Source organism: Flavobacterium sp. GNP011 (assembly GCF_056428925.1).
Genome location: NZ_JBWJVJ010000001.1, coordinates 391,487 through 404,543 on the forward strand (window position 1 = coordinate 391,487; position 13,057 = coordinate 404,543).

6 protein-coding genes are annotated in these 13,057 nt (G+C 33.7%); 4 read left to right on the forward strand and 2 right to left on the reverse strand.

Annotated elements, in window-relative coordinates:
* Positions 1-2: 2 nt before the first annotated feature.
* A complete protein-coding gene (locus AC061E_RS01720; RefSeq protein ID WP_478284722.1) occupies positions 3-2,270 on the reverse strand; it encodes a cation:proton antiporter in 2,268 nt (755 codons plus the stop codon).
* A gap of 197 nt (positions 2,271-2,467) precedes the next feature.
* Here AC061E_RS01720 and AC061E_RS01725 point away from each other — a divergent pair, with 197 nt between their 5' ends.
* The gene (locus AC061E_RS01725; RefSeq protein ID WP_478284723.1) at positions 2,468-4,885 is read left to right on the forward strand and encodes an efflux RND transporter permease subunit; all 2,418 of its coding nucleotides are present in this window, start codon (positions 2,468-2,470) and stop codon (positions 4,883-4,885) included.
* A gap of 32 nt (positions 4,886-4,917) precedes the next feature.
* Here the strand turns inward: AC061E_RS01725 and AC061E_RS01730 are convergent, their stop codons facing one another.
* Entirely contained in the window at positions 4,918-5,376 is a 459-nt protein-coding gene (locus AC061E_RS01730; RefSeq protein ID WP_086454513.1) for an RNA methyltransferase, read from the reverse strand.
* Positions 5,377-5,601: 225 nt separating this feature from the next.
* On the opposite strand from AC061E_RS01730, the gene AC061E_RS01735 reads away from it, so the two are divergent.
* The 3 genes from AC061E_RS01735 to asnS all read left to right on the forward strand — a co-directional run bounded on the left by AC061E_RS01735 (position 5,602) and on the right by asnS (position 12,958).
* Positions 5,602-6,690 (forward strand): hypothetical protein, encoded by a 1,089-nt coding sequence (locus AC061E_RS01735; protein ID WP_478284724.1) that lies wholly within the window; start codon positions 5,602-5,604, stop codon positions 6,688-6,690.
* Between the two features lie 669 nt (positions 6,691-7,359).
* Positions 7,360-11,190, forward strand: a complete 3,831-nt coding sequence (locus AC061E_RS01740; protein ID WP_478284725.1) for an FIDD domain-containing protein — start codon at positions 7,360-7,362, stop codon at positions 11,188-11,190.
* 322 nt (positions 11,191-11,512) lie between these two features.
* A complete protein-coding gene (asnS, locus tag AC061E_RS01745) occupies positions 11,513-12,958 on the forward strand; it encodes an asparagine--tRNA ligase (protein WP_478284726.1) in 1,446 nt (481 codons plus the stop codon).
* The last annotated feature ends 99 nt before the right edge of the window (positions 12,959-13,057 follow it).

Sequence of the window (13,057 nt, forward strand, 5' to 3'; positions counted from 1 at the left end):
AATTATTGCTTAACAATTAAGACCGAAGGAACGCCACTCAACCAAGTACTTCTTGAATCAACAAGTGCTTTCCAGCTCTCAAGGCTAATAAGCATTAAATCTTGCTGATCTAAGAAATCTTTTTTGATAATCTTTTCGGTAATAACACTGATGTTGTTCGGGAATTGTTGTTCTAGTGACTGGATGGCGCTATTCATCACAAAATTAGTAGTTAATCTTCCATTGACATCTAAGAGTATAATTTTGCAATTATTATTGTAAATTAATTTTTGAACATAGTCCATTAAAAAATAATCTTCGGAACTAAAAACAGGTATGAAAACTTGGTTTACTTGTTGTAGATCTTTATCAATAAGAATTCCAATAGGCATTTTGGTTTTGGATATGATTTGTCTTGTTCTCTCATCAAATGGTGAATTTTCAAACAAGCCTTCTTTACCTGTAAACTTATCTATTAAACGGTCAGGGTTAATGATTCTAGTGGTAAACCCAATCACTTTCCCAAGGATGGTACCTTCAAAAATAGATTTTCCTAAACCTATTAGCAATAAATCATAATCTCCTTGATTAGCAACATCGGCAATTTCGGTTTCAATATCAGTAGTTGCCTTGAAAATGGTAGTGATTTCTTGTTTTAGAATTTGAGATTCTTCAACCAAAGGGTGAAAACTGTTTTTTTCTTTATCCTCTAGGTTAAAACTATGTACTTCATCACTCAGAGACAGGTGCATAACGGTAACAGCAGTGTTTTTTTGTTTTTTTACTAAGCTATTTGCAATTCGTAGCAGTGATTTTCCTTTTTCATTGTTCCCAAAAGAGATCAGTATTTTAAACTTGGAATCATCTGATAGTTCAGCTTGTTCGGGACCATCTTTTGTGTCAAAAATATAATTAATAAGATCTAGTGCCGGTCCTGTCATAAATGTAGTTACGAGTGCCATAATAACCATCATTGTAAAAACTTCGGGTGTAAGTACTTTTAGTTCAAGACCTATGTTCAATACAATTAACTCCATCAATCCTCGGGTGTTCATCAAGGCGCCAATGGTTAAGCTGTCGCGCCAACTTTGCCCCACAAATTTAGCTGCTAGTGCGCTTCCAAAAAACTTACCTACAACCGCCACAAGAATAATGAAACCAGTTATTTTCCATAAAAAGGGATCGTTTAAAAGACCAATTTCGGTTTTTAATCCTGTGAATACAAAGAATAATGGTAATAGTAAAATTAGGGCAACATCTTCTACTTTTTCTATAAATATGGTTCTAAATTTAGGTACGTCTGGCATAATAGCTCCTGCCATAAAAGCCCCAAAAAGAGCATGGATTCCAATCACTTCAGTTGCATAAGAGGATACAATTAATACCAAAAAAAAGATAGCTACAACAGGTTTTACAATACTGTCTTTAGTTCCATATAAATCTCCAATTCTCTTTAAGAAAGGTTTTACGATATAGATCATTGCTGCAACATATAGTACTGCAAGCATGATAATGTATAGTGAACTAACAAATGTTCCCGCTTTTACAATTGCAATTACTACTGCTAAAATACACCAAGCAGTAATATCATCTGCTGCTGCGCAAGTAATTACAATAGCGCCTAATTTTGTCTTGTGTATGCCTCTTTCTTGGACAATACGTGCTAGTACTGGAAAAGCAGTGATGCTTAGTGCAATACCCATGAATAAACTGAAAGATAAAAACTTAACGCCTTCTGGAGCAAATTGATTGTAAACAAAATAGGCGAGTCCTATACCTAGCGTAAACGGAATAATAATACTAGCGTGGCTGATTACTATGGCTTCGTTAGCTTTGTTTTTTAAGACTTTTAAATCCAGCTCCATACCTATTACAAACATAAAAAGGATAAGTCCTATTTGGCTTAAAAATTTTAAATTTCCTAGAGAAGCGACTGGAAATAATGCAGCAGATACTTCAGGGAAATATAAACCCAATAAAGACGGTCCCAAAACAATACCTGCAATAATTTCTCCTATTACGGAGGGCTGACCAATTTTTTTGAAAATCCATCCAAATATGCGTGCAACTAGAATGATAGTTATGATTTGCGCTAATAATATGGCTAATGGATCCTGAAAATTATGAAGCATAGAGGCAATGAAATCACCCCAAGATCCTTTGTCACTAATTGGGGATACAATTGTTTCATTAGCTTCGAGTGTTTTTCCTTTATTGATAATGAGATACATCAAAAAGAGAAACACGCCAGTCACAACAAAGTAAAAAATTGAGTTTTTATATTTTTTCATAGTGTTGTGGATACAAATTATTTTTTTAATTATGACAAAGATGGTAAAACCAAATGTATAAATTTTACAGTTTAAAATTAATTAATTGTAAATATAAAAAACAACCGTTAAAATCCAGTAAACACAAGAAAAACTTTTGATTATACCTCACGATTTGTAGTCGATTTAATTACCTTTGTGCCCGATAAATAGGAAATATGATCAAGTGGTTTAGTTTGGGATTTTGGGAGTTAATTGCTCGTATTGTCCTTAGAAATAGAATTTTAATGCTGTCTATTATTGCTATAATTACGGCACTTTTAGCATTACAATGGAAAAATATTCATTTTACTTTTACTGAAGCAAATTTATTGCCTAATGACAATATTGTAAACGTTGAGTACGATGCTTTTTTAAATAAATTTGGAGAAGAAGGGAATCTTGTCATTATAGGTGTTAAAGATGATGCTATATTCACCCCAAAGGCATTCGCTTCTTGGTCTAGAATGATGAATTCTTTAAAAAATGATGCCGCTGTAGATCTTGTGGTATCTCTTAATGATTTAAAAAAGCTTCAAAAAAATGAATCCCTGGAAACCTTTGAGTTGGTTCCCTTTATTGACCAAAATAGAACTTTAGATCCTGCCTATTTACAATCCATTAAAAAGGAGCTTATCAATGATATGCCTTTCTATGAGGGTTTGCTATTTAATAAAAGATCAGGAAGTATTCGTTCTGCGGTATACATGGACAAGAAAATTGTAAACACAGCTGCTAGAAAAGATTTTATTTTAGAGAAACTAGTCCCTGCAGTCGAAGTTTTTGAGAAAGAAACAAGAATTGATTTGCGAGTTTCGGGGATGCCGTACATCAGGACCTTAAATGCAAAGACCATTACTGATGAAATTAGCATTTTTATAGGTGCTTCTTTACTGGTAACTTCATTGCTTTTCTTTTTCTTTTTTAGAAGTTTTAGAGCCACCTTAATATCTATGATTATTGTAATTATTGGTGTGATGTGGTCTTTTGGGTTTTTAGGATTGTTGAATTATGAAATTACGGTTTTAACGGCCTTAGTTCCCTCTTTAATCATCGTAATTGGAATCCCGAATTGTATTTTCTTGACCAATAAGTATCATCAAGAATATAAAATTCACCATAATAAGGCTAAAGCATTACAACGTGTTACTACAAAGGTAGGAATGGCAACTTTAATGACTAATCTTACAACAGCCATAGGCTTTGCAACCTTTATTGCTTCAAACAATCAATTGTTATTAGAGTTTGGAGTGGTAACATCTATCAATATTATGGCGCTTTTCTTTTTGTGCATTATAGTAATCCCTATTTTTCATAGTTTTATTCCAGCACCAAAAGAGCGTCACATTGAGCACTTGGATCGCAACTACGTTAAAGTTTTCATGGATTGGATTTTAAGAAATGTAAAATACAATCGATTTTCTATTTATGTAGTAGCTGTATCGTTATTAGTAGTGAGCATTATAGGGATATATGAAATGCGAATTTCGGGAAGTTTAATAGAGGACATGCCTAAGAAAGAAGCCTTTTTTGAGGATATTGTTTTTTTTGAAAAAGAGTTTGACGGAGTGATGCCACTTGAAATTATGATTGATACCAAGCGCAAAAAAGGGGTTATGAAATTGTCTACCCTGAAGCGAATGGAGGAACTTGAGGAAGCTATTGATGAGGTTCCAGAATTGTCTAAGCCCATTTCTATTGTCAATTTGGTTAAATATTCTAAGCAAGCGTATTACAACGGTAATCCCGATTATTACGAATTACCTAGCTCACAGGAACAATCTTTTATTTTATCGTATGCTAAAAATTCGACTAAAAATTCGAAAGATAATGTGATGAAAAGCTATGTGGATGCAACCGGTCAATATGCCCGAATTACTACTTTCATGCGTGATGAAAGTGGCGATAAGATTGCTAAAATAGAAGCTGAAATTCGCAAGAAGGCAGACAAGATTTTCCCGGCCAATCAATATAAAGTAACCATTACAGGAAAAGCTTTGGTTTTCCAAAAAGGAACGGGTTACTTGCTAGATAATTTACTTTCTTCGCTAGCATTTGCTTTTTTGTTAACGGCACTTTTAATTGCATTTATGTTCCGTTCGTTCAAGATGGTTTTGGTTTCTATTATTCCAAATTTACTTCCGTTGATGCTTACCGCTGGATTGATGGGTTTTTTGGATATACCATTAAAACCGTCAACGATATTGGTTTTTGGAATTGCGTTTGGACTTTCAGTAGACGACACCGTCCGATTCTTGTCGCAATATCGAGAAGAACTAAAGAAAAACAACTGGAAGATTCGCAAATCAGTGTATGCCACTTTTACGGATGCGGGCTTGAGTATGTTTTATACCTCTATTGTATTGTTCTTTGGTTTTTCGGTATTTATGTTGTCTAGTTTTGGAGGTACAATTGCCCTTGGAGGATTGATTTCCTTGACATTATTGTTCGGGATGCTGTCTAATTTAATGTTACTACCTGCTTTAGTGCTCACCTTAAATAAAACATTGGCAAATGAACAAGATTTTATTGAGCCTAAAATTGACATCATTGAACCTAGTGATGCAGAAATTGACGAATTAGAACAAAAAAAATAAACTATATCACTATTTGAATTTCACTTTATGCTTTATGATCTTGGTTTTGCAAGGCCACGATCGTAAAGTACAATACTGCCTGCAACAGATACATTCAAACTTTTCTCTGATTTGAATTTGACCAAATGATGGCATTTGGCGATAGCAGCCTTAGAGAGTCCGTTATCCTCAGCTCCTAATAAATAAACACAGCGCCTTGGGTGTTCGAATGTTTCTAAATCTGTAGCGCGTTCATCAAGTTCTACGCCTACTAAGCGAGCGCCTTTGGGTAAGTTGTTGTAGAAATCTTCAAAATTTTCGTAATGAAAATAGGGTAAAGATTTTACAGCATTGTGCGTATCACAAGCTTGTTTGGCATATCGATTTCCTATGGTGAAAATATAACTTGCACCCAGGTTTTGTGCGGTGCGCCACAATACACCAAGATTTTCAGGTGTTTTACCATTTTGGATGCCAATGCCGAAATACTCTGTTACAAAATTGTCGTTCATGCCGCAAAAATACAAAGTGTTTGTAGGTTAATCAAGTTTTTAATTTGATTAAGGAAAACTTTCAAAGTACCACTATCTCACTTATGATTTGATCGTCTATCAATGCTACTCTTAAATCATAATTATCTGGAAAAAATAATCGTATTTATTATAAAAGATTAGCATAACCACTTTTTTTGATGATTTTGTAAAAAAATACATATTTTCGCCAAAAAAAATAATCTTATGAAATTAAAATTTTTACTTCTCTTCTTGTCATCGTTATTTTTGGTAGCATGCAGCAGTTCAGATGAGTCTACAAGCACCAAAACATTTCGCTTTCTTGACTTGGATCAAGATGTATTTCTTCAAAAATCGCAACCATCAGAAATTTCATTTTTGGCTTTAGATTTTGATACTGATTTGTCACATTGGGACATCAGTCTGGCAAATGACAATAACAGTATTGATTGTTCAATAAGTAAAATAGAACAAACTGGCTCAGGTTACAATAATACTTCTAGTCGAGCGCAACGCATCTTTTTAAAAACTGCAACATTACCTTCAGGATATTATACCTTGATTGTCAAAAATAAAATTTCCAATCAAACATTCTCGGAAACTTTTAAAGTTGTTCCTACTGTTTTTAACTCGATACAACACGAATCAATCACCTCCTATCATTTTGAACCAACACCGAGCAACAATAATATTCTGTTTTTTCAGGGTGCAACGTATTCTATTGATGATTTAGCTATTGGAGCTGGAATACAGAGTGTAACACTTGAAAATCGAGAAATGTTTGTGAACAGCAGTATCAACTTTTCAATAGTGAACAACAAAGTAGTTTTTAAAATTCCGACAGCTGTAAATCCTGGTAATTACTTTTTAGCTGTAAAAAATATAAATGGAACAACGACTTACTTTAGTTATGACTTGCTGGTTGTTGCAGAAAAAAAGCCGGTAATTACTGGTGTAAACAAAACTGTTTTAAGTTCGGGCGAGTCATTAATTATCACCGGAACAAATTTAAGGTATTTATTAAATGAAGATGCTTTACCATCTCAGGGCTTACTTAAAGTGAGAGTGCCACTATGGCTAGCGTTTACTAATTTTAAAGGAACAGGTCATTACATATTTGATGTATATGCTAATAACTCACCGGATTTTAAGATAAATGAAGCGGGGACTCAAATAACTTTTGATGTACCCAAAAAGGCAAATGCAAATTATTTTAATGATTTTCCAACAAATAGTTTTTTTGAAGGCACTATTACTATTTTAAGTGGTCCATTTAAGAGTAGCCCCATCAATGTCAAGCTAAATTACAACTAATTAGAAAATTTTTACTTACTAATATACAAACCACATCTTTTTTAGATGTGGTTTTTTTGCATCATTACATTTGGGATGAAGCCACCTCTTAGTGAATTTTTCAACTTTGAATAACCATAATGTGGCATGCAAATATTCAATAAAACTGGGTTTTTAGCTTTTTTTAATAGATTATGCAACAAGAATCATGATCATTATTTTTAAACACAATTTATTATTTTGCGGAAGTATGAATCTTTGCAAATTGCTTACCAAACTCATATTTTTCGCTCCTCAAAGCGACAAAAGTAAAGTAAAATATTCTTATTAAAATATGGCCTAGCCCCGATAGCAGCGGCATCCTTTTATCTCGTTTTTAAGAACGAGATAAAAGATAAAGCAAATAGCGGGAAGCAGCTCCTGATTAACTTAAATATATTTTGAAACTTGAATGGTCAATACTTTAAATATTCATAGCATAACTATACTTTATAATTCCTTACGAGCGAAAATCACTTAATGTAAAATAGTAGCGTAAACTCTTAAAACATAAAAAAAACTAATTTTAAAATTAATACCTGCTGTGTGTATTTCAGCATTATTATAAAATTGACAAAGCAAATATTCCTACAAATTTTACACTAACTCATAAATAAAATGTACTTTTAATTTCTTTTTTAGATTTATGCTATGAATAAATTTTTTGTGTTTTTGCTATTCTCATTTTCTCTATCAATATATGCTCAGGGCGAGGCTAATATTTGGTATTTTGGTGAACGTGCAGGATTAGATTTTAACAGCGGTACTCCAGTTGCATTAACTAACGGAAAACAGACTACTTATGAAGGTTCTGCAACTATATCAAACAGTGCTGGTCAATTGTTATTCTATACTGATGGTGTATCTGTTTATAATAAAAGCCATCTCTTGATGGAAAATGGAAGCGATCTAAGAGGTAATAATACCAGCACACAATCTGCTATAATAGTAAAAAAGCCTAAATCTTCCACGATTTATTATATTTTCACCTGTGATGCTAAAGGGAGTAATGAAGGAATAAAGTATTCTGAAGTAGATTTATCTTTAAATGGGGGATTAGGAGCTGTTACTTCCAATAAAAATATTCTATTATTCACGCCAACTACTGAAAAATTAACAGCAGCATTAAATAGAACGGGAGAGGGAGTATGGGTCATTACTCATGGATATGGAAGTAATAATTTCTACTCATTCTTTGTAGATAACTCAGGAGTAAATTCTATCCCAGTTATTAGTAGTGCTGGTGTGGAAGTAGCAGGAGCTCAAGATGCTATTGGAAGCATGAAAGTGGCTCCAACAGGTGATAAATTAATTTGTGCTAATTTATCAAGTTTAACCGAACTGTTTAATTTTAATAACCAAACTGGTGTCGTTAGTAATCCTCGATTGATTACGAATAAACCAAATACTTATGGTGTAGAATTTTCACAATCTGGAAAAATTGCATACCTAACAACCGGAAATGAAATTCCTAAGAAGTATGAACTGAACCAATATGATTTAACAGCTACTAATATCCCCAGTTCTGAAATCAATTTAGTTACTACAATCTACAGGGAATCTAGCCCACTTGCCTTGCAGTTAGCTCCTGACGGGAAAATCTATGTAGCCAATGACCTAGTTCCTTATTTAAGCGCTATTGCTAACCCTAATGTTTTGGGTATTGGATGCAATTTTCAATTAAAAGCTGTTGACCTGAAGGGTAGACTCTCGTATGCTGGTCTTCCTCAATTTACACCATCTAATCTTCAAGTCACCATAAAAATACAAAATAACTGTTTGGGCGATAGCGCTTCTTTTTCATTAGATAGCAATCGAGAAATTATTGCCGCGCAATGGGATTTTGGTGATGGCAATTCCTCCACTGATCTCAATCCTAATCATTTTTATTCATCAATAGGAAATTACACCGTTTCCGTAAAAGCAACATCGAATACAGGTGTAATAACAGAAACTAAAAACATTGTTATTTACGAAGTTCCTTCAGCCTCTCAACCACAAAATATCTCAATATGTGATAACAATAATGATGGTTTTCATGCTTTTGATTTGACATCTCAAAATGCTGTAATACTTAACGGTCAAGATCCCAATTTATATAAGGTTGATTATTATGTTAATGCTGCTGACTATAATGATAATTTAGCCATAAATAGCCCATCTACATACACAAACACAACAGCCTACTTACCACAAACGATAATTGCTTCAGTAACAAACAAAGCTAATCCGTCTTGTAAAAGCAGTACTTCATTTTCAATTTCTGTTAATGAAAGACCTATTCCAGAAATTTCCACTGCTATATCAAACTATGTAGTTTGCGATAATGCGAGCATTGGCAATGATACTGATGGACGTGTTTTATTTGATTTAACTCAAAAATCTTCAACAATTTTAAAGGGACAGTCAGCGACTCAGTTTTTACTTAGTTATTACAAAGACATTGCTTTGACGCAAAATATTGCAGCGCCATCATCTTATGCAAATACCAATGCAACGGAAACGATTTATGTAAAAATGTATAACAAAAATGATCCAATTTGTTTTGCAACAACATCTTTCAACATACAAGTGAATGCATTACCTACTATCAATCAAAATGTTGATTTAAAACAATGTGACGATGATATTAATGGATTTACTGTTTTTAATTTAGAGGAAGCAATCCCAAAAATAACAGCTAATGCTACAAACGAAAGCATCACTTTTTTTTCAAAACAAATTGATGCACAAAATAATCGCAACCCAATAACTAATCCCACTAATTATAGCAATCAAATAATCAATAACGATATAGTTTATGCACGAATTTCAAACTCCAATGACTGTTCTAAAATTGCAACAATAAACCTAATAGTTTCTACAACGCAAATTCCGATTAATTTCGTTAGAAATTTTACAGTTTGTGATGATGCCGTTTTGGGTACCAATACAGACGGTATTTCTAGTTTTGATTTTAGTAGTGTAAATAAGGAAATAAAAGATCTTTTTCCTATAGGACAGCAACTAGACATTACCTACTATCGCAATCTTAATGATGCTTTAATAGAAAAAAATTCAATTTTAGATATTGTAAATTACAGAAATACAGGGTATCTCAATTCACAAAAAATTTATGTTCGAATTGATAGTAAACTTAACAATGATTGTTTGGGTTTAGGTTCTCCTATTCAGTTAACTGTTGAATCAATACCGGTAATGCAACCTATTAAGGAAATACAATGTGATGACAACCACGACGGCTTTTTTGCTTTTGACACCTCTACAATTCAAACTCGATTATTGAATGGTTCAACTAACTTCACTTTGAAATACTTTGATGAAAACAATAATTCTTTATCAAGTCCGCTACCCAATCCTTTTGTAACTCGTTCGCAAATAATAAAAGTAGAGGCAACCAACAATTCAATGACTGCTTGTTCCTATGAAACAAAATTAGAATTCGTGGTTTCGGATTTACCAGAAGCCTCTCCTATTCCGTCCAATTTATTAATTGTTTGCGATGATGAAATCGATCCCACACAGCAAGACGGAAAATATGCTTTTGACACTTCGACCTTTCAAAATACCATTTTGAGAGGTCAAACAGGAATGATAGTCAAGTATTATGATGCTAGTAATAATTTACTTTCAAGTCCATTGCCCAACCCGTTTGTAACCAGCTCACAAAATATAAGAGTAGAGGTAATTAATTCAAATAATGCGAACTGTAAAGCAACAATGACTATACCATTTGTAGTTCATTCATTACCGCCAATAAACTTGACTGGTGAGGAACGACTTTGCAGCAATATTAGGAATTCTACCAAAGTAATCAATGCTGCCCTTGTTGATGAATTATTAATAGATAATTACACTTATGAGTGGACTTATAACGGAAATATCATCAGCGGCGAAACAGAATATACTTTAACAATTGACAAAACAGGAACCTATACCGCGAAAGCAACTAGTGTTGACGGATGTTCTAGAACTAGAATAATTATAGTTTCTGCATCTAATATTGCTAAAATAGAAAACATAAAAATAGAGGATCTTACTTCTACTAATAGTATCCAGGTTTCCGCAACGGGTACAGGTGACTATGTATATGCCTTGGATGACGAAAATAGCTACTATCAATCAGAAAATCTTTTTACTAATGTTAGTGCAGGAATGCATACGGTTTATGTAAAAGACTTAAATGGCTGCGGTATTACCTTGCAAGAAGTAGCAATACTTGGAATACCCAATTTCTTTACTCCAAATCAAGATGGGTTAAATGATTATTGGAATATAAAAGGCGTCAACAATACCTTTAATGCTAAAACAATTATTCATGTTTTTGATCGATATGGTAAATTAATAAGCAAATTAGATCCCTTAAATCAAGGTTGGGATGGAAACTTTAATGGGCGACCTTTGCCTTCTGATGACTATTGGTATACGGTAGTACTAGAAGATGGTAGAATTTTGAAAGGACATTTTACCTTGAAAAGATAAAACAACAAGCACAATAGGCTAAAAATTAAACTTTAATTTGTATTTTAGGCAGTAAGCCAAATTTTTAATTAATTAGAGATTTGTCAATTCCGATACTCTTTAGCACCAATTACTTCACCGTACTCTTAATTACATAGGTATTCAGTGAACTGCGTTTGTAGCGGCATCCTTTTATCTCGTTTTTAAGAACGGGATAAAAGATAAAGCGAATAGCGGGAAATAGCTCCTCATTCCTGAATTTTACACAAGGACTTTTCAAACAAATCATTTATATTTGCAGTTCAGTCACGAGACAATTTTTAATATCAACAATTCACATAAAATGAGACATACAAAAGTTAAAGACTTACTAAACAGTACAACGACGCTTCATGAAGTAAATGCAAAAGGATGGGTGAGAACTTTTAGAAATAATCAATTTATCGCGTTGAATGATGGTTCAACTATCAATAATATTCAATGTGTGGTGGATTTTGAAAATACGCCAGACGAAACTTTAAAACGTGTTACAACTGGAGCTGCAGTATCTGTAACGGGAACTTTGGTAGAAAGCAAAGGAGCAGGTCAAAAATTTGAAATTCAGGTTACAAAATTGGAAATTTTAGGAGACTCTGATCCGGAGAAATTCCCAATGCAGCCTAAAAAGCACTCACTAGAATTCTTGCGTGAGAATGCGCATTTGCGTGTGCGTACGAATGCTTTTGGAGCTATTATGAGAGTTCGTTCTGTACTGTCTTATGCCGTTCACAGCTATTTTCAAGAGAAAGGTTTTGTGTATGTGAATACGCCTATCATCACCGGATCTGATGCTGAGGGTGCTGGTGAAATGTTTAAAGTTACGGCTTTGCCATTTGACGGAACACCAAGAACCGAGGACGGGAAAGTAAATTACAAAGAAGATTTCTTTGGAAAAGAAACCAACTTGACAGTTTCTGGACAATTAGAAGGAGAAACTTTTGCTATGGCTTTGGGTCAGATTTATACTTTTGGACCAACATTTAGAGCTGAAAACTCAAATACTTCGCGACACCTTGCCGAGTTTTGGATGATTGAGCCAGAAGTGGCGTTCAATGATTTGAATGACAACATGGATTTGGCTGAAGATTTTATTCAGTACGTGATAAAATATACTTTAGACAATTGTTCAGAGGATTTGAAATTTTTAGAAGGAAGACTTTTAGAAGAAGAAAAATCAAAACCACAAGCTGAGCGCAGCGAAATGGCTTTGCTAGAAAAATTGAATTTTGTTTTAGAAAATAATTTCAAGCGCGTTTCGTATACGGAAGCTATTGATATTTTAAGAGATTCTACACCAAACAAAAAGAAAAAATTCAATTATATCATCAACGAATGGGGAGCTGATTTACAAAGTGAGCACGAGCGTTACTTGGTGGAGAAACACTTTAAATGTCCGGTAATTTTGTTTGATTATCCAGCCAATATCAAAGCGTTTTACATGCGTTTGAATGACAATACAGAACCAGGAAAAGAAACCGTTCGCGCTATGGATATCCTTTTCCCTGGAATTGGAGAAATAGTAGGAGGATCTCAGCGTGAGGAGCGTTTTGATGTTTTAGTCGAAAAAATGAAAGCCTTAGGAATTGATGAAGAAGAATTGTGGTGGTACTTAGACACTCGAAGATTTGGATCAGCGGTTCACTCTGGTTTTGGACTTGGGTTTGAAAGATTGGTACTGTTTGTAACAGGAATGACCAACATTCGTGACGTAATTCCTTTCCCAAGAACACCAATGAATGCGGAATTTTAATTAAAAGGTTCTAAGGTTCTAAGCCACAAAGGTTCAAAGTTTAAAATAGAAAAACAAAAAATAATTATAATTCGTCAAAATACATTACTTAGTAACTTT